16 protein-coding genes are annotated in these 18,547 nt (G+C 70.6%); 6 read left to right on the top strand and 10 right to left on the bottom strand.

From position 1 onward, the window contains the following. Positions 1–185: 185 nt before the first annotated feature. From AB0L65_RS40535 to AB0L65_RS40515, 5 genes are read right to left on the bottom strand one after another with little or no spacing between them, the layout of a single operon-like run. Positions 186–1,688 carry a glycoside hydrolase family 43 protein gene (locus AB0L65_RS40535; RefSeq protein ID WP_364257104.1) on the bottom strand — a complete coding sequence of 501 codons (1,503 nt, stop codon included), beginning with the start codon at positions 1,686–1,688 and terminating at the stop codon, positions 186–188. Between the two features lie 2 nt (positions 1,689–1,690). Next, on the bottom strand, positions 1,691–3,967 hold the full coding sequence (locus AB0L65_RS40530; protein WP_364257102.1) for a glycoside hydrolase family 3 N-terminal domain-containing protein: 2,277 nt from the start codon (positions 3,965–3,967) through the stop codon (positions 1,691–1,693). Between the two features lie 20 nt (positions 3,968–3,987). After that, positions 3,988–4,818, bottom strand: coding sequence for a carbohydrate ABC transporter permease (locus AB0L65_RS40525; RefSeq protein WP_364257099.1), 831 nt, complete (start codon positions 4,816–4,818; stop codon positions 3,988–3,990). Further along, complete coding sequence (locus tag AB0L65_RS40520) at positions 4,818–5,765, bottom strand: sugar ABC transporter permease (protein ID WP_364257096.1); 948 nt, start codon at positions 5,763–5,765, stop codon at positions 4,818–4,820. Before AB0L65_RS40520 ends, AB0L65_RS40525 begins: the two co-directional genes overlap by 1 nt. Before the next feature lie 6 nt (positions 5,766–5,771). Then, positions 5,772–7,055 (bottom strand): extracellular solute-binding protein, encoded by a 1,284-nt coding sequence (locus AB0L65_RS40515; protein ID WP_364257093.1) that lies wholly within the window; start codon positions 7,053–7,055, stop codon positions 5,772–5,774. Positions 7,056–7,334: 279 nt separating this feature from the next. Between AB0L65_RS40515 and AB0L65_RS40510 the strand changes: the two genes are divergently transcribed. After that, positions 7,335–8,366: a LacI family DNA-binding transcriptional regulator gene (locus AB0L65_RS40510; protein ID WP_364257090.1), complete on the top strand. Its 1,032-nt coding sequence runs from the start codon at positions 7,335–7,337 to the stop codon at positions 8,364–8,366. A 36-nt stretch (positions 8,367–8,402) separates the two neighbouring features. Here the strand turns inward: AB0L65_RS40510 and AB0L65_RS40505 are convergent, their stop codons facing one another. Both AB0L65_RS40505 and AB0L65_RS40500 read right to left on the bottom strand, forming a co-directional pair. Further along, positions 8,403–9,287, bottom strand: a complete 885-nt coding sequence (locus AB0L65_RS40505) for a class III extradiol ring-cleavage dioxygenase (RefSeq protein ID WP_364257088.1) — start codon at positions 9,285–9,287, stop codon at positions 8,403–8,405. Beyond that, a complete protein-coding gene (locus AB0L65_RS40500) occupies positions 9,284–9,829 on the bottom strand; it encodes a MarR family winged helix-turn-helix transcriptional regulator (protein ID WP_364257085.1) in 546 nt (181 codons plus the stop codon). The genes AB0L65_RS40505 and AB0L65_RS40500 overlap by 4 nt, the downstream gene beginning before the upstream one ends. A gap of 122 nt (positions 9,830–9,951) precedes the next feature. Between AB0L65_RS40500 and AB0L65_RS40495 the strand changes: the two genes are divergently transcribed. After that, positions 9,952–10,326, top strand: coding sequence for a DoxX family protein (locus AB0L65_RS40495; RefSeq protein WP_364257082.1), 375 nt, complete (start codon positions 9,952–9,954; stop codon positions 10,324–10,326). 15 nt (positions 10,327–10,341) lie between these two features. Here the strand turns inward: AB0L65_RS40495 and AB0L65_RS40490 are convergent, their stop codons facing one another. Further along, a complete protein-coding gene (locus tag AB0L65_RS40490) occupies positions 10,342–11,376 on the bottom strand; it encodes a LacI family DNA-binding transcriptional regulator (RefSeq protein ID WP_364257079.1) in 1,035 nt (344 codons plus the stop codon). A 232-nt stretch (positions 11,377–11,608) separates the two neighbouring features. On the opposite strand from AB0L65_RS40490, the gene AB0L65_RS40485 reads away from it, so the two are divergent. The 4 genes from AB0L65_RS40485 to AB0L65_RS40470 are packed head-to-tail and all read left to right on the top strand — an operon-like array spanning position 11,609 to position 17,241. Continuing rightward, entirely contained in the window at positions 11,609–12,916 is a 1,308-nt protein-coding gene (locus AB0L65_RS40485; RefSeq protein WP_364257076.1) for an extracellular solute-binding protein, read from the top strand. Continuing rightward, a complete protein-coding gene (locus AB0L65_RS40480) occupies positions 12,913–13,842 on the top strand; it encodes a sugar ABC transporter permease (RefSeq protein WP_364257073.1) in 930 nt (309 codons plus the stop codon). Before AB0L65_RS40485 ends, AB0L65_RS40480 begins: the two co-directional genes overlap by 4 nt. Next, a complete protein-coding gene (locus AB0L65_RS40475) occupies positions 13,839–14,666 on the top strand; it encodes a carbohydrate ABC transporter permease (protein ID WP_364257070.1) in 828 nt (275 codons plus the stop codon). Before AB0L65_RS40480 ends, AB0L65_RS40475 begins: the two co-directional genes overlap by 4 nt. A 7-nt stretch (positions 14,667–14,673) precedes the next feature. Next, positions 14,674–17,241: a family 78 glycoside hydrolase catalytic domain gene (locus tag AB0L65_RS40470; protein ID WP_364257067.1), complete on the top strand. Its 2,568-nt coding sequence runs from the start codon at positions 14,674–14,676 to the stop codon at positions 17,239–17,241. A 255-nt stretch (positions 17,242–17,496) separates the two neighbouring features. Here AB0L65_RS40470 and AB0L65_RS40465 read toward each other — a convergent pair whose 3' ends face one another. Then, positions 17,497–17,946, bottom strand: coding sequence for a nuclear transport factor 2 family protein (locus AB0L65_RS40465; RefSeq protein WP_364257064.1), 450 nt, complete (start codon positions 17,944–17,946; stop codon positions 17,497–17,499). Continuing rightward, a complete protein-coding gene (locus AB0L65_RS40460; protein WP_364257061.1) occupies positions 17,943–18,542 on the bottom strand; it encodes a hypothetical protein in 600 nt (199 codons plus the stop codon). The genes AB0L65_RS40465 and AB0L65_RS40460 overlap by 4 nt, the downstream gene beginning before the upstream one ends. Between the last annotated feature and the right edge of the window lie 5 nt (positions 18,543–18,547).

The raw sequence follows: 18,547 nt of genomic DNA, 5'->3' as shown, positions 1-18,547 counted from the left end.
CCCTAAGGCGACTGCCTTAATAAGGGAAGCACCTTAAACTCCTGTCCCGCCGCAGGGATTGCCGTCCTTCCGGGGGGAGATGAAGGGCCGCCGCACGGGGTTGCCGTCCTCCGGGGAGCGGAGGCCGCCCGCCTCCGCCGCCCATCACGCCCGAAGCCGCTCCTCCCGGAGGACGGGCGGGCCGGTCAGTGGTCGGCGGGTTGGTAGTCGAACCAGTCGAAGCTCGCGCTCCCCTCCGTCACGTACATCCCGATCACCCGCCCCGTGAACCCCGTGGCCACCTCGGTGGACAGGTAGCGCCCGTCCAGCTCCGCCAGGAGCGTGCCGTCCGCCGAGAAGGCGATGGTGTCCGGCCCTCGGCCGTCCACCCCCACCGGCTCGCCGGCCGGTGAGATGACGGACGGCGGCAGGATGTCGCGGGTGCGGATGTCGAGAGCGAGCGTGAGCGGCCCAGGCGGCACCGGACGCTCGGCCAGGCACTGCCGGAGCGGGCCGATGCGCGCGACCACCCGCACCAGCCCCCCTTGGACCTCCAGGTCGTAGTGGTGGGCCTCGTCCATCCGGACCGACACCCCGGCCGTGCCCGCGCCCGGCTCCAGCAAGGCGGTGACGCGGCAGTCGTGGTGCTGCTGGCGGCGGCCGATGAAGGTGTGGCCGGGGCGGTCGAGGGTCGGGCCGGTGGCGTGCAGGGTCAGCCGGCCGGGCCGCTCGGTCAGCGACCAGGAGCCGTCCGGGCGGCCGCGCGGCGAGATCCAGCAGGGCCGTGGCGAAGGCTCGTCGAAGTCGTCGCGGGAGGGCTCGGGCGGGAGCGGGTGCCAGGCGGCGGGCGCCGGGTGACGTTCTTCGACGGGGCCCACGACCGGCCAGCCGTCCTCCCACCGTACGGGCGTGAGGAACGTCTCCCGCCCCAGCACCTGGTACTCGGGGGTGTAGCCGCGCGGGCGGGTGCCGAGCAGGACCATCCACCAGGTCCCGTCGGCGGCCTGCACGAGGTCGGCGTGGCCGGTGCTCTGGATGGGCCGGTCGGTGCCGCGGTGCGTCAGGATCGGGTTGACCGGACCGGGCTCGAACGGGCCGCGCGGCGAGCGGGCGCGGGCGATCGAGACGGCGTGGCCGCGCTCGGTGCCGCCCTCGGACATGAGCAGGTACCACCAGCCGTCCACCTGGTAGAGGTGCGGCGCTTCCGGATATTTCCCGCCGGTGCCGGACCAGACCTGGTACGGCCCCTCCAGCATCTTGCCCTCGGCCGGATCGACGCGCGCCACCTGCGTGCCGGAGAAGGCGCACCAGCAGGCGCCGTCCTCGTCCCAGGTCAGGTCGGGGTCGATGCCGGGCAGGTCGATCCAGACCGGCTCGGACCAGGGGCCTTCGGGGCGTTCGGCGGTGACGATGAAGTTGCCGCCGGCTCTCACGTTGGTGGTGATCACATAGAAGCGCCCGTCGTGGTGGCGGATGGTGGGCGCGTAGATGCCGCCGGAGGCGGACACGTCCGGCGGCAGGCTCAGTTGCGAGGGCCGGTCGAGGACGTTGCCGATCTGGCGCCAGTGCACGAGGTCGCGGCTGTGGAAGATCGGCACGCCCGGGAAATACTCGAAGCTGGAGCACACCAGGTAGTAGTCCTCGCCGACCCGGCACACGCTGGGGTCCGGGTGGAACCCGGCGACGACGGGGTTGCCGTACGTACGCACGTTCAGCCCTCCTTCCCGGGATCGACGACCAGCCGGATGGACGCGCTCAGCGGCAGGTCGGCGGCCGACGGCCCGGTGGACAGCACGATCTCCCCCGGTTCGACGAGCCGCCGCCCGCCGAGCCCGGTGAACGAGAACGCCTCGGCGGGCACCTCCAAGACCACCTCGCGGCTCTCCCCCGCGTCCAGGGGCACGCGGGCGAAGCCGACCAGCCACCGGACGGGCCGGGCGACCTGGGCCACCGGGTCGGTGGCGTAGACCTGCACGACCTCCTCGGCGCGCCGGTCACCGTCGTTGCGCACGGTCACCCGCACGTCGACCACGCCGTCCGTGCCGTATTCCGCCCGCGACGTCCGCATGGTCTCGTACGCGATCGCCGCGTACGACAGCCCGTGCCCGAAGGGGAAGGCCGGGGTCGGGTCGAGCACCGTGATGCCCTCCGCCTTCTGCCCCAGGGGCGGCTGGAGGTAGGTGGACGGGTTCACGAACGGCGAGTGCGGGATCTGCACGGGCAGCCGCCCGGACGGGTTCACCCTGCCGCTGAGCACACCGGCGACCGCGGCCGCGCCTTCGACCCCGGGGAAGAACGCCTGGACCGCGGCGGCCACCCGGTCCTTGTAGGCGCCGAGCGCGTACGGCCGCCCCGACACCACGACCAGCACGGTCGGCGTGCCGGTCGCCAGGACCGCCTCGACCAGGTCGGCCTGGCGGCCGGGCAGCCGCAGGTCGGCCGCGTCGCAGCCCTCGCCCGACGTGCCGCCGCCGAACATCCCGGCCCGGTCGCCGACGAACAGCAGCACCAGGTCGGCCTGGGCGGCGACCTCGGCAGCCCCAGGGATCCCCGACCCGTCGTCGCCCGACACCTCGGCGCCGAGGCAGTGGCGCACGTCGGCGTTGGGGAACTCGGCCGTCAGGCCCTCCAGGATCGAGGCGACCGGCAGTCCCATGCCGCTCTCGGGGAAGCGGTCGAGCACGTGGTTGGGGAAGGAGTAGCAGCCCATGAGGGTACGCGGGTCGTCGGCGCACGGCCCGATGACCGCCAGCCGCCGCGTCATGAGCGGGTCGACGGGCAGGGCCCGGCCGGCGTTGGACAGCAGCACGATGGAACGTTCCGCCACCTCGGCGGCCAGCTCGCGGTTGCGCGCGCTGTCCAGGTCCACGTCCTCGGCGCCGTCCGGGACGAGCGGGCCGCCGTCCAGCAGGCCGAGGTCGACCTTCTGCCGGAGCACGCGGCGTACCGACTCGTCCACGAGCGCCTCGTCGACGTGGCCCGCCTTCACCTGCTCGACCAGGTTGCGGCCGTACCCGCGGGTGTCGGGGAGCTCCACGTCGATCCCGGCCGACAGCGCGATCGCGCCCGCCGCTGCGACGTCCTCGGCCACCCGGTGCATGGACGCGAGGAACGGGACGGACCAGTAGTCCGACACCACCGTCCCCTCGAACCCCCACTCGTCCCGCAGCAGCCGCCGCAGCAGGTCCGCGCTGGCGGCGGCGGGGACGCCGTCGAGGTCGGTGTAGGAGTTCATCACCGAACGCGCGCCGCCCTCGCGCAGCGCCGTCGCGAACGGCGGGAGGATCACGTCGGCGAGCTCGCGCGGCCCGATGCTGACGGGTGCGTGGTTGCGGGCCGCGCGTGAGGCCGCGTAGCCGGCGAAGTGCTTCAGGGTGGCGATGATCCCGGCGTTTTCCAGCCCGCGCACGTAGGCCGTGCCGATCTTGCCCACCAGGTACGGATCCTCGCCCAGCGTCTCCTCGACCCGCCCCCAGCGATAGTCACGTACGACGTCCAGCACCGGCGACAGGCCCTGGTGCACGCCCGCGGCCCGCAGATCGGCGCCGATCGCCGCCGCCATGCGCTCGACCAGACCGGGGTCGAACGTCGCCGCCCAGGCCAGCGGCGTCGGGTACGCGGTCGCCCCGAACGTCGCGAACCCGGTCAGGCACTCCTCATGGGCGATCGCGGGCACGCCGAGCCGGTTCGAGGTCACCACGCGCTCCTGCAGCTCCCGCAGCCGGGCCGCTCCCTCGGCCGCGGACAGCGGCGCGGTGCCGTACACGCGGGTGAGATGCCCGACCCCGTCGCGCAGCCGCTCCTCCAGGCCATCCACCGCGGCGAAGCGGTCCTGCAGGGGCGCGACGTTGCCGGGGTCGTCGGTCTGGATCCACACGGAGCCGAGCTGCGCGACCTTCTCCTCCAGCGTCATCTCGGCCAGCAGGACCTCGACGCGTTCGGCGGACGGGCGGCCGCGGTCACGCCACGGCTCATTCACGAATGTCATGACTTCCTTAATGTGAGTTCTCAGCCCTTGAAGGCGCCGTCCATGATCCCGGCCACCATCCGCCTGCCGACGAACACGAACAGCACCAGCAGCGGCAGGGTGGCCAGGAAAGAGCCCGACATGGCCAGGCCGAGGTCGACGTCGAGGCTGTTCTGCAGCGCCTTGATGGCGATCTGCGCGGTGTACATCTCGGGCGACTTCAGCACGATGAACGGCCACAGGAAGTCGTTCCACGAGGTGACGAAGCCGAGCAGCCCGAGCACGAACGCGGCCGGCCGCACCAGCGGGAACGCGATGCGCCAGAAGATCTGCCAGGTGTTCGCCCCGTCGATGCGGGCCGCCTGCAGGATCTCGTCGCTGATCGTCGTGGACAGGTGCTGGCGCATCCAGAAGATGCCGAACGCGCTGGCCAGGCCGGGCACGATGAGGGCCTGCAACGTGTCCACCCAGTCCAGGGCAGAGATGATCATGTACTGCGGGATGACCGCGAGCTGCGTGGGCACGGTCATGGTGAGCACGACGATCAGGAAGAGCACGTTGCGGCCGGGGAAGCGCAGCTTGGCGAAGGCGAACCCGGCCAGGGAGCAGAGCACCGCGTGCCCGACGGCGATCGTCCCGGCCACGATCAGGCTGTTGACGATCGAGCGCACGAACGGCACGGTCGTGAACACCAGCTCGGCCAGGTGGAAGAAGTTACCGCCCGGCGTGATCTTCGGCGGCAGCTGGGTGGCGGTCGCCGAGTCGGTCGTGGCCACCACGAACATCCAGTACAGCGGGAAGATGCAGGCGAACGCGGCCAGCCCCAGCAGGAGGTAGGTCCACCAGGGGACCCGATTGCTCTTGGCGGTCATCAGCGCTCCGGGCGGATGCGGGTGGACAGGAGGTAGTTGACCGTCGCGGCGACGATGACGAGGACGAACAGGGCCACGCCGATGGCCGCGCCGTAACCGAACTGGAACTGGCCGAAGCCCTGCTCGTACAGGAACAACGTGAGCGTCTGGCACTGCCGGATCGCCCCGCAGGTCTGCGACCGGGAGATCAGCAGCGGCTCGGTGAAGATCTGCAGCCCGCCGATCGTCGAGGTCACGACCGTGAACACGATGACCGGCCGCAGCGACGGGATCGAGATGTGCCGGAACTGCTTCCACCCGCCGGCGCCGTCCACCGCGGCCGCCTCGTAGATCGCGCGCGGGATCGCCTGCAGCGAGGCCAGGTAGAGCAGGGTCGTGTAGCCGAACCAGCGCCAGGTCACCATCACGGCGATCAGCAGGTGGCTCCCCCACACCGACTGCTTGAAGTCGATGGGCTCCACGCCGACGAACCCGAGCAGCCAGTTGAGCAGGCCGTAGTCGCGGTCGAACATCTGGGCGAAGACGATCGTGGTGGCCGCCACCGAGGTGATGTACGGCACCAGCATCGACATCCGGAAGAACACCGCCAGCCGCAGCCGCGCGTGGTTGAGCAGGTGGGCCAGGAGCAGCGCCAGGACCAGCTGCGGGACGGTGGACAGCACCCAGATGCTGATCGTGTTCCTGACCGCGTTCCAGAACCGGGCGTCGGCGAGCAGGCGGCTGAAGTTGTCGAAGCCGATGAAGACGTGCTCGCCGATGGGGTTCCAGTCGAACAGCGCCACGTAGAACGTGAACAGCAGCGGAACCAGGCCGAAGACCGCGAAGATCAGGAAGAACGGGGCGATGTAGAAGTAAGGGGCGATGCGCTCGCCGATGCTCTGCCGCACCCGAGTCGTGAGCGCGGGCGGCGTCTCCACCGCCCGCGACGTGCTGAGGCTCGTCGTCACGCTGGTCTACTTGCCGATGGCCGTCTTGACGTTGGCCAGCGCCGTGTCCCACGCCTTGGCCGGGTCGCCCTTGCCCTGCTCGACGTTCGTGATCGCGTTCTGCAGCTCCTGGCCGATGGCGGAGCTGTCCGGGCCGATGTAGAACGGCTTGAGCCCGAGCAGCGAGTTCGTGTAGATCGCGCCGATCGTCGCGCCGGAGAAGAACTCGTCCTTCAGCCCGGTGAGCTTGGCGTCCTTGTAGACCGACGGGGTCGTGGGCAGCGAGCCGGAGTCCAGGAAGTGCGTCAGCTGGCCCTGCGGCGACTGGGTCTTGGTGATGTACTCCCAGGCCGCCTTGGCGTTCTTGGCGCCCTTGGGGATCGCCAGGTAGCTGCCGCCCCAGTTGCCCGCCCCGCCGGGGATGGTGGCGACGTCCCACTTGCCCTTGGTGTCGGGGGCGTTCCTGCGGATCGCACCCAGCATCCACGACGGCGCGGAGATCACCGCGAACTGGCCCTTGCCCATGCCCGCGGTCCAGCCCTCGGTGAACGAGCCCTGCTTGGCCGTGATCCCGGCCTGCACGGCCTTGAGCGACAGGTCGAAGGCCGTCTTGACCTGCGGGCTGGTGCTGTAGACGACGTTGCCCGAGGGGTCGTAGTACTTCTGCGGCCCCTGGTTGACCGCCTGGTAGAACACGCTGGTGGCCGCGTTGTCCATGAACGCCTTGCCGGTCTTGGCGGTGTACTTCTTGCCGGTCTCGATGAAGGCGTCCCAGGTGGGCCAGAGCTTGCCCACCTCCTCGCGGTCGGTCGGCAGCCCGGCCTCCTTGAACAGGTCGGCCCGGTAGGCGACGGCCATGCCGCCCACGTCCGTCGGGATGCCGATGATCTCACCGCCCTTGGCGGTGCTCGCGCTCATCACCCAGTCGAGGTAGTCGCCCTTGACCTTGTCGGCGCCGAGCTGGCGCAGGTCGTAGAAGTTCTGGGGCTGCTGGACGAACTTGGGCAGGTCGTCGCCCTGGATGAGGACGAGGTCGGGCACCTTGCCTCCGGCCAGCGCCGTGGTGAGCGCCTGCGCCGTCTCGACCGAGCTGCCCACCTCGGTGAGCTTGATCTGCACGCCCGGGTTCTGCTTCTGGTAGTCGTCGACGGAGGCCTTCTGGTCGATCCCGGAGAACGACCAGAACTCGAACGACTTGCTGTCGCCGCCCGACGGCTGGGACGGGGTGCCGCCACCGCCGCCACCGCAGGCGGCCGTGGACAGGGCGAGGGCCGCGGCGAGCACGACCGGGGTTACGTTGCGGAACTTCACGTCGGTCTCTTTCGGTGGGGTCCGGCGCTCAGGAGCGGAGCGCTGTGGCGAGGACGTAGTAGGCGGGCGCTGCCGTCACGCCGCGTTGGGAGACAGGTCGGTGCATGCCGCGCTCCTTCGAGTGGGGGGGGTCGCCAGCGCGTCGGAAAGTTTCGGTCCAGGGTCCGATCGTTAAGCCCGGACTCTAGGTCGAATTCCCGAAACCCGTCAAGAACCTCCTCGTAAGACCGCCGAAACAATCGGTCCCACATTCCGAAACCATCCCGTTAGACTGCGGCCATGACCGCCGCCGAGGAGCCGTCCGCCACGCCCCAGCCGCTGACCATCACGCAGCTCGCCGAGCTGGCCGGCGTGTCCACCGCGACCGTCTCCAAGGTGGTCAACGGCCGTTCCGAGGTCGCCCCCGAGACCCGCGCCCTCGTCGAGGGCCTCATCCGCCGCCACGGCTACCGCCGGCAGCGCCGGCGGGTCAACGCGTCAGCCCTGGTGGAGGTGGTGTTCCACGCTCTGGGCGGCGACTATCCGATCGAGATGATCAAGGGGGTCGACCAGGTCGCCCGCGAGCATCACCTGGCCGTGGTGATCTCCGACATGCAGCAGCGCTCCGGTCCCGGGCACGGCTGGATCGAAGGCGTGCTGAGCCGCCGCCCGGCGGGCGTGATCGCGGTGTTCTCCGGCCTGACCGAGGAGCAGCGCGACCAGCTCGTCACCCGTGACATCCCCATCGTGCTGCTCGACCCGTCGGGCGACCCCGGGCCCGGCGTCCCCTCGGTCGGCGCGGGCAACTGGAGCGGCGGCCTGTCGGCCACCCGCCACCTGATCGACCTCGGCCATCGCCGCATCGCCGTCATCACCGGGCCCGACTGGGCCCTGTCCAGCAGGGCCCGGCTCGACGGCTACCGCACCGCGCTCGACCTGGCCGGGGTGCCCGTCGACCCCGAGCTGATCGGCTCGGGCGACTTCGTCATCGAGGGCGGCCTGGCCCAGGCCCACCGGCTGCTGCGCCTGCCCGACCCGCCGACCGCGATCTTCGCCTGCAACGACGGGGAGGCCGTCGGCGTCTATCGCGCCGCCTACGAGCTGGGCCTGCGCATCCCCGGTGACCTGAGCGTCGTCGGCTTCGACGACCTGCCCTCGGTGGAGTGGGCGGTCCCGCCGCTGACCACGGTCCGCCAGCCGCTCACCGAGATGGCCGCCACGGCCACCGCCATGCTCATGAAGCTCGCGCAGGGCGAGCCGCTGGCGCAGACCCGGGTCGAGCTGGGCACCGAGCTGATCGTCCGCGCCAGCACCGCGCCGCCGTCACGCTGACCGAAACTTTCTGGATTCTTGCCGTACGTATCGGCGCTACGCGACCGTCTGGAAGGACCGCTTGGAGAATCCGATCATGTAGCCGTCGATGACCGTCGTCACCGGCCGGTCCACCCGGCCGCCCGCCCCCAGCGTGACGAACAGCGGGATGTAGTGGTCGACGGTCGGATGCGCGTACGGCATGCCGGGCGCGCGGGTCCGGAACGCCGCCAGCTCCCCCACGTCACCCCTGGCCAGGGCGTCGGCCGCCCAGGCGTCGAAGTCGGAGGACCAGGCGGGGACGACACCCCGGTGGAGCATCTCCGAGGTGACGAAGGGGAGCCCGTGCGTCATGAACCCCGAGCCGATCACGAGCACGCCCTCCTCCCGCAGCGGGGCCAGCCGCGCCCCGAGCTCCAGCAGCCGGTCGGGGTCGTGGGTCGGCATGCTGAGCTGCAGCACCGGGATGTCGCCCAGCGGGTACATGGCCATCAGCGGCACCCACGCCCCGTGGTCGAGGCCGCGGCTGGGGTGCTGGTGGACCGGCTCGCCGTCAGGCATCATCGCGGCCACCCGCCGGGCGAGCGCGCCGGCGTCGGGGGTGTCGTACGTCATGGCGTAGTAGCGCGGGTGGAAGCCGCCGAAGTCGTAGACCAGCGGGGTGCCGGCGGCGGGCGCGGACAGGGCCAGCGGCGCGGCCTCCCAGTGGGCGGAGACGATAAGGATGCTCCTGGGCTTGGGCAGCGACTGCGCCCAGGCGAACAGCTCGCCGATCCAGGGCCCGTCGTCGAAGAGCGGGGGCGCTCCGTGGCTGAGGTAGAGAGCGGGGAGCGGGCCGTCTGCGGGCGTCCAGGGGCGCTGGGCCCGCGCCCGGGGCAGCGCGCCGGGCAGGAACGCGTCGTAGGCCCCGGCGGGGATGTCCGGGTTGAGGATGGACGTCATGAGGGCTCCCGGTTGGGGGTTGGGTCAGGGTCGGGCTCCGGGCGCGCGGTGGCCGGGTGCCGTTCGAGGCAGCTGTCGCCGGGGTCGATGGCGTGGGTGATGCGGCGGCCGATGTCGCGCAGCTGCCGGATCTGCGCCTTGGTGAGGGGGTCGAAGACGAAGCCGCGTACGGCCTCGACGTGCCCGGGGGCGGTCTCGACGACCTTCTCCCAGCCCTCCCCGGTGAGGATGGCCAGGGTGTAGCGGCCGTCGTCCGGGTCCGGCGTGCGGCGCACCCAACCGCGCTTCTCCAGCCGGTTGACGACGTGGGACAGGCGGGACAGCGACCCCTCCGAGATCATCGCCAGGTCGCTCATGCGCATGGTGCGTTCGGGGGTCATCGACAGCCCCGCCAGCACCTGATATTCGAAGTGGCTGATCCCGGCGTCGCGCAGCAACTGCCCGTCCAGCGCGGCCGGCAGCTTGATCAGCACGGTGATCAGAGCCAGCCAGCTCTCCATCTCCTCGACGGTCAGCCAGCGCGGCTCCTGAGGGTGCTCCATGTTCTCCACTCTAACTTGATGAATCAAGTGATCACGCGTCCACTCATGCTTGACGCTTCAAGTGCGACGTGCGTATCTTCCGGTTGAAGCTTTAAGTCATCTCGCCATCGATCGGACTCCCGATGAACGTCGTTTTGTGGATCATCGCCAGCCTCCTCGCCCTGGCCTTCTTCGGGGCCGGGCTGATGAAGCTGTCCCAGCCGAAGGAGAAGCTGGCCACCTCCGGCCTGGCCTGGACGGAGGACTTCTCCGCCGGCGCCGTCAAGGGCATCGGCGCCCTGGAGGCGCTGGCCGGCATCGGGCTCATCCTGCCCGCGGCGCTGGGCATCGTCCCGGTGCTGACGCCGCTGGCCGCCGCCGGCCTGGTCATCGTCATGATCGGGGCCGCGGTCGTCCACGCCCGCCGCAAGGAATACCAGGGGATCGCCATCAACGCGGTGCTCCTCCTGCTGGCCGCCGTCGTGGCCTGGGGTCGCTTCGGCCCGTACTCCTTCTGACCTGACCCCCGCGCGTCAGGCGGGCGGGGCGGTGGAGCGGCGGGTCACCAGGGTGGGCGTGACGGAGAAGCGCACCGCCGTCGTGCGGCCCTCGATCCGCTCCAGCAGCAGCCGCCCCGCCGTCTTGCCCATGATGATCCCGTCCTGGTCCACGCTGGTCAGCGAGATGTGGGAAAGGGCCGCCGCGCGCGCGTTGTCGTAGCCGACCACGGAGACGTCGCCGGGTACGGCCAGCCCGGCCTCGTGGATGGCCGCGAGCGCGCCGAAGGCCGCCTGGTCGGCGCCGGCGAAGATCGCGGTGGGCCGGGGCGTGCGGGCCAGCAGCTCGCACGTCCCCTGGTGGCCGCCTTCCTCGGTGTAGGCGGTGGCTGCGAGAGCGATGTGCTCGGCCAGGCCGTGCTCGGCCATCACCCGCTCGTACGTCCTGGCCCTGATGGTGTGCAGCAGCGTCACGGAGCGGACGGCTCCGACGTCCTTCTGCGTGATGTGCGCGATGCGGCGGTGGCCGAGCGCGATGAGATGCTCGACGGCCAGCTCGGCCCCCGCCTCGTCGTCGTCGAGCACGGAGTCGTAGACCGCCGAACGGTCGTGGCGGCCGAGCACGACGGTGGGCGTGTTCCTGGCCATCTCTTCGAGGCGGGCCCTGGCGATGACGGCGGCGACGACGAGGATGCCGTCCACCTGCCGGTCCACCAGGGCGTCGATGGCGCGGACCTCGGCCTCGGCGTCCCTGCCGCTGCCCTGGACGATGATGGCCTGGTAGCCGGCGCCCGCGATCTGCTCGTCGAAGCCGTCGAGGATGTCGGCGAAGAACGGGTTCCTGATGTGCGGCAGCACCACGCCGAACGTGAACGTGCGCCCCCGCATCGCCCGGGCCGCGGCCTGCGGCCGGTAGCCGAGCTCGTCGATGGCGGCCTGCACTTTGACGCGCATCGCCTCGCTGACCCCGTACGCATTGCGCAGCACCTTCGACACGGCGGTGGTGGAGACCCGGGCGTGGCTCGCCACATCGGTGATCGTCACCCGTCGCCGCCCGTCGCGCGTGACCATGTGACGCACCCCGTTCGACTCGACGCGACCCGATTGTACGAGCTCCAGGCCGGTGCCGCGATGAATAACGTTACCCATTCAAGAGATCGGATATCCAAGAGTCCACCCACTCCACGTGGATCACGATTGGGGACCGTTCCTCAAATCGAGCCTTGACCGCCAGGCCCTGTAACGCTTACGTTAACTCGCATCGGGGGGCGTTAAAACGATTCAACGGACCCGGAGGGGCGTTGTGAAGACCTCTCACCGCGCGCTGGGAGCGGCTCTGGCCGTTCTCACGATGACGGCCCTGACCTCCTGCGGCTCAAGCTCGGGCGCCGAGCCGGCAGCCGACGGCACGGTCACCCTGAAATACCTCGTGGACAACGGCCAGGGCTCGGTCGACACGGCCAAGGCCATGACGGAAGCCTTCATGAAGGCCAATCCCAAGATCAAGATCGACATGGAGACGCGACCGCCCGGCAGCGAGGGCGACAACATCGTCAAGACCAGGCTCTCTACGGGCGACATGACGGATGTGTTCGCGTACAACTCCGGGTCGCTGCTGCAAGCGCTCAACCCGTCGCAGACCCTGGTCGACCTGGCCGGCGACCCGGCGATCCAGAACGTCCAGAAGGACTTCCTGCCGGTGGTGAGCCAGGGCGACCACGTGTTCGGCGTGCCCTCCGGCACCGCCCTGGGCGGCGGCATCCTCTACAACCGCAAGGTCTACGAGAAGCTCGGCCTGCAGGTCCCGAAGACCTGGGACGAGTTCATGGCCAACAACGAGAAGATCAAGGCGGCCGGGATCGCGCCGGTGATCTCGACGTTCAAGGACACCTGGACCTCGCAGCTGTTCGTGCTCGGCGACTTCTACAACGTGCAGGCCGCGGTCCCGAACTTCGCCGCCGACTACACCGCGGGCAAGGCCAAGTTCGCCACCACGCCGGCGGCGCTGGCCGGGTTCCAGCACCTGGCCGACGTCAAGGCCAAGGGCTATCTCAACGAGGGCTTCGGCTCGGCGACCGCCGACCAGGGCATGAAGATGCTGGTCGAGGGCAAGGGCGCGCACTACCCGATGCTCAGCGCCCAGGTGCCGCCGCTGGTGGACACGATGCCGCAGGCGGCCACCGACGTCGGCTTCTTCGGCGTCCCCGGCACCGACCCGGCCAAGAACGGCGCCACCCTCTGGGAGCCGGGCGGCGTCTACATCCCCAAGACCACCAAGAACCTGGACGCGGCCAAGAAGTTCCTGGCCTTCGTCGCCTCGCCGGCCGCGACCGAAGCGGTCAGCAAGGTCGTGCAACCCTCGGGGCCGTACCGGATCACGGGCGCCAAGCTGCCGGACGACGCCGTGCAGGTGGCCAAGGACCTTCAGGCGTACATCGACAAGAGCGCCACCGCGCCCGCGCTGGAGTTCCTGTCCCCGGTCAAGGGCCCGTCGCTTGAGCAGATCACCGTCGCGGTCGGCTCCGGGCTGACGCCGGCCGCCGAAGGGGCGGCCCAGTACGACAAGGATGTCGAGAAGCAGGCCAAGCAGTTGGGGCTCGCGGGGTGGTGACCAGGCAGGACGCCGGGCCCCGCTCGGGGCCCGGCCCGGCACTCGCGCGGCCGCCCGCCGGCCCGGCCAAGCGCAGGTCGGCCTACCCGTACGCGCTCTACCTGCCGGCCGCCGTCGTCTACCTGGTGATCTTCCTGGTGCCGACGGTGATGGCCTTCTACTTCGCGCTGACCCGCTGGACCCTGTTCGACAGCACCTTCGTGGGCCTGGACAACTTCCGCGACTTCCTGTCCGAGCAGAACCTGCGCATCGGCTTCACCAACACGCTGTTCTACGCCGTCGTCACCAGCGGCCTCAAGGTGGTCCTCGGCCTGCTCCTCGGCGTGCTGCTCACCAGCAAACTGCGGCTGCGCGGATTCCTGCGCTCGGTGGTGTTCTTCCCCGTCCTGGTCTCCACGGTCGCGGTCGGCATCACCTTCAGCGCCCTGCTCAGACCCGACACCGGCCTGGTCAACAAGGCCCTGGCCGTGGTCGGCATCGACGGCCCCGACTGGCTCGGCGACGCCGGCACCGCCCTGCTGTCGGTGGCCCTGGTGGACGTGTGGAAGGGCGTCGGCATCGCCACCGTCATCTACATCGCCGGCATCCTGTCCATCCCCCGCGACTACTACCAGGCGGTCGCCGTGGACGGCGGCGGGGCCTGGCACCGCTTCCGCCACGTCACCCTCCCGCTGTCCTGGCCCGCCACCTACTCCGTGATCATCCTGTCGTTCATCGGCGGCCTGCGCTCCTTCGACCTGATCTGGACGATGACGCGCGGCGGGCCCGGCTTCACCAGCGACACCATCGCCTCGATCATCTACAAGCAGTACCAGGCCGGCTTCTTCGGCCTGTCCACCGCCGGCAACGTGCTGCTGTTCGTCGTGGTCACCGCCATCGTCGTCCCGCTCAACTACTTCCTCGGCAAAAGGCAGGTGCCCGCATGACCGCGCTGAGAAGGCTCGGTGCCGAGGCGATCGCGCTGGTGCTGGCCGGGGTGATCTTCCTGATCCCGTTCGCGCTCATGCTGCTGACCGCGGTCAAGGACCAGACGCAGGCCACCGACCTGGACTTCGCCTGGCCGGCCAACTGGCCGATCGTGCAGAACTTCGTGGACGTGATCCAGGCCCGCGACTACGTGCTGCTGCGCGCCTACGTCAACAGCACCGTCCTGACCGTCGCGTCGGTCGTGCTGATCGTCGTGTTCGCCTCCATGGCCGCGTTCGTGCTGCAGCGCCGCACGGGCAAGCTCGGCTCGGTGGCCAACTTCCTGGTGCTGACCGGCCTGATCATCCCGCCCGCGATCGTGCCCACCATCTGGCTGCTGCAGGCGCTCGGCCTGTTCAAGACCCTGCCGGGGCTGATCCTCATCGAGGTGGCCTTCCACATGGCGTACTCGGTGCTGCTGTTCCGGGCGTTCATCGCGGCCATCCCGCGCGAACTGGACGAGGCCGCCCAGATCGACGGCTGCACCGGGCTCGCGCTCTTCTTCCGGGTGATCTTCCCCCTGCTCAAGCCGGTCACCATCACCGTGGTCCTGACCACGTCGGTGGCCATCTTCAACGACTTCGTCAACCCGCTCTACTTCACCCCCGGCGACGACAACGCCACCGTGCAGGTGACCCTCTACAACTTCCAGAGCCAGTACAACACCCAGTGGAACCTGCTGTTCATGGACATCGTCCTGATCACGATCCCACCGTTGCTGCTCTTCATCTTCTTCAACCGCAAGATCGTCGCCGGCATGACCGCCGGCGCCATCAAGGGCTAGGAGACCCGTGACCCTCGTGCATGTCGAAGCGCCCGTCTTCGAACACCACCACGACCCCATCGGCATCGGCGAAAGCGCTCCGCGTCTGTCGTGGACCGTCGCCACCGAACTTCCCGGCTGGCGGCAGCAGGCGTACGAGATCGAGCTCAGCGACGGCACGGCCACCGGCCGGGTCGAGTCGGCGGAGTCGGTGCTCGTGCCCTCGCCGGGCGGCGAACTCGGCTCGCGCGAACGGCGCGGCGCCCGGGTGCGCGTACACGGCCGCGACGGCTCGGTCAGCGACTGGAGCCCCTGGTCGTGGGCGGAGGCCGGGCTGCTGGAGCCGGCCGACTGGACGGCGGGCGCGGCGGCGCCGCCGCTGGAGCTGCTGGGCCTCCCCGACGGCCCCGCGCTGCTGCTGCGCCGCGACTTCACCGTCCGCGGCCCGATCGAGCGGGCCCGCCTGTACGTCACCGCCCATGGCGTCCACGAGACCGAGATCAACGGCCGCGTCGTGAGCGACGACGTGCTCGCACCCGGCTGGACCAGCTACGGCCACCGTCTGCGCTACCGCACGCACGACGTGACCGACCTGCTGACCGAGGGCGCCAACGCCATCGGCGCCACCCTCGCCGACGGCTGGTACCGGGGCCGGATCGGCTTCCGGGGCGGCAAGAGCGACCTGTACGGCGACCGTACCGCGCTCATCGCCCAGCTCGAGATCGCCTACGCCGACGGCACCACCGACGTGCTGGCCACCGACGAGAACTGGCGCTGCGCGACCGGGCCCGTCACCGCCGCCAGTCTGTACGACGGCGAGAAGTACGACGCCCGCCTGCTGCCGTCCGGCTGGTCGGCCTCCGGCTTCGACGACGCGGCCTGGCTGCCCTCCGACTCCCTGCCGCACGACCCGGCCCTGCTCGTCGCGCCGACGGGCCCGCCGGTCCGGCGCATCGAGACGCTGGCGCCGGTGGAGACGCTGACCGGCCCGGACGGGGAGACGATCCTCGACTTCGGCCAGAACATCGCCGGCCGCCTGCGCATCCGCGTCCAGGGCCCGGCCGGGCACACGGTGACGCTCCGGCACGCCGAGGTCCTGGAGAACGGCGGGCTGGCCATCCGCCCGCTGCGCGACGCCGCCGCGCTCGACCAGTACACGCTGCGCGGCGACGACGGGCCGGAGGAGTGGGAGCCGCGCTTCACCACGCACGGCTTCCGCTACGCGCAGATCGACGGCTGGCCCGGCGAGCTGGACCCGGCCTCCGACGTGGTGGCCGTGGTCTGCCACACCGACATGCGCAGGACCGGCGACTTCACCTGCTCAGACCCGCTGCTGTCCCGGCTGCACGACAACGTCGTGTGGAGCATGCGCGGCAACTACGTCGATCTGCCCACCGACTGCCCCCAGCGCGACGAGCGGCTCGGCTGGACCGGCGACATCCAGGTCTTCGCACCGGCCGCCGCGTTCCTGTACGACTGCTCGGGCCCGCTGGCGTCCTGGCTCGCCGACCTGGCCGTCGAACAGGTCCAGGAGGGCACCGTGCCGCATTACGTGCCGTGGGTGCCGCTGCTGTTCGGCAACTCGCCGACCGCCGCGTGGGGCGATGCCGCGGTGCTCGTGCCGTGGACGCTCTACCAGCGGTTCGGCGACCTCGGGCTGCTGCGCCGGCAGTACGCCAGCATGAAGGCGTGGGTGGACCAGGTGGACGGGCTGGCCGGCGACGACCACCTGTGGAACGAGGGCTTCCAGTTCGGCGACTGGCTGGACCCGGCCGCGCCGCCGGACGACCCCGGCAGGGCCCGTACCGACCACGCGCTCGTCGCCACCGCCTACCACGCCCACACCGCCGCGGTCCTGGCCGAGACGGCGGCCCTGCTGGGTCACGACTCCGACGCCGGCCACTACGCGGCCCTGGCGCGGGAGGTGCGCGAGGCGTTCCGCCGGGAGTTCGTCACCCCGTCGGGGCGGCTGGCGTGCGACACCCAGACCGCCTACGCCCTGGCCCTGACCTTCGACCTGCTGGACGGGGCCGAGCAGCGGGAGCGGGCCGGGCGGCGCCTGGTCGAGCTGGTCGGCCAGGACGACCACCGCATCGGCACCGGGTTCGTCGGCACGCCGCTCATCTGCGACGCGCTCTGCTCGGTCGGGGCGTACGACACGGCCTACCGGCTGCTGCTCCAGCGCAACTGCCCGTCCTGGCTGTACCCGGTGACGATGGGCGCCACGACGATCTGGGAGCGCTGGGACAGCCTGCTGCCCGACGGCTCGGTCAACCCCGGTGAGATGACCTCGTTCAACCACTACGCGCTCGGCGCGGTGGCCGACTGGATGCACCGCACCGTCGCCGGGCTCGCCCCGGCCGCTCCCGGCTACCGCCGCCTGCGCGTCGCCCCGCGGCCGGGCGGCGACCTGACCCACGCCTCGGCCCGCCTCGACACCCCGTACGGCCTCGCGTCCGTCTCGTGGGAACGGGACGGCGAGACGCTCACGGTCACGGCGACCGTGCCCCCGGGGACGGTCGCCGAGGTGGACCTGCCGGGGGCCATCCCGCAGGAGGTGGGCGCCGGAACCCACACGTTCACCACGACGATGTGACCCTCGATGCCGGGCTGGCGGCGGGGTCTACCGCCACCAGCCCGTGCAGCTCCAGTGGCCCGACCGCTTGAGGCACGCGCGGAAGGCCCGGCCGCCCGGGTCGTCCACGGCGAACGTGGTGACGCTGCGGTTGCCCTCGACACGAGGATCGTGGCGGGACAGGCCGAGCTGTCCCGCGCCTTCAGATGGCCACGCGAGCGCGCCGTGGCCGCGCTCAACTCGGGAGCGCCTCCAGCGATGCCGGGCGAGGGCCGGTCACGACGCCGCTGAGGGCTGGGGTGCGTTGGCGTATCCGAGCGCGAGGTAGAGACGGTGATCGATCCGCCATCCGGCTTCGGTTCTGCGCCAGTGGTCGACGTACGTGCCGTGGGTACTGATCGCGGGCCCGTCCGGGAGCTGCCTGGTGGCGATCAGTGTGGCACGAGTGCGAGGTCGATCGGCCGTGGGGTCGTCGAACACGATGCCGGAGACATGGTGCAGGACGTGGCCGACCGTCCCCATCTTCGACTCGGCGAACCGGCGAAGCTCGTCCGAGCCCTGGAACAGGGCGCGCTGGTCCGGCTGGCCCACGAGGACGACCTCGAAGATCCCGTCGTCGGTGAACACGCCGACCCAGCCGTCGACGTCACCGCTGTCGAAGGTGTGGGAGTAGCGGCCGATGGTCTGCTGGATCTCGTGGCGGTCCCAGATATCGAGGTCGGTCATAGCAGCTCCGCCTGCGGATCGTCCACACCGATCCACGGGTTGAACGGTCCCGCGAGCAGGAAGCAGCCGTCCGGCACCGTACGCGCGCCGCCCGTCTCCGTCCGCGACGTCGCGGTCGCGACGTAGAGCCCGGTCGCGTAGCGCCGTACCTCGTCGACGAGATCGACCTGGCCGAGCGGAGTGTTGAACGCCCCGTACCGCATCATCAGCGATGGCCTGCCGTCCACATACGACTCACCGATATCGGTGGCGTACCTTCCCTTGCGAAGGTAAATCTGACCGGCTCCGTCGTCCGCGAGTCTCCGGAAGACGTTGTGTCCCTCGCTGGTGGCCCCGTCGCCGGCCTTGAACGCCTTTCCCACCCAGGATCCACGCGCGGAGGTCTCCTTGTACAGCTCGGACTTGGTCCCCTGGATCTGCTCCGGGGAGAGATGCAGGACGGGGATGTAACCGGCGTACTCGCCGTCGAGCTCGCTCAGGTCCGGAGCCGGCAACGTCTTCCACAGCGCGAGCAGTTCGGCATGGGGCATCGCCAGCAGCTGCTGGACGCCGATCGCCGGGACCGGGTCGATCGACGGATTGGAGATGGTCGTCATCTGTG

This window comes from Nonomuraea sp. NPDC052116, from assembly GCF_040680035.1.
GTDB lineage: Bacteria > Actinomycetota > Actinomycetes > Streptosporangiales > Streptosporangiaceae > Nonomuraea > Nonomuraea angiospora_A.
Note: the sequence above shows the minus strand (reverse complement) of the source record. Positions and strands in the feature narration are given on the sequence as shown.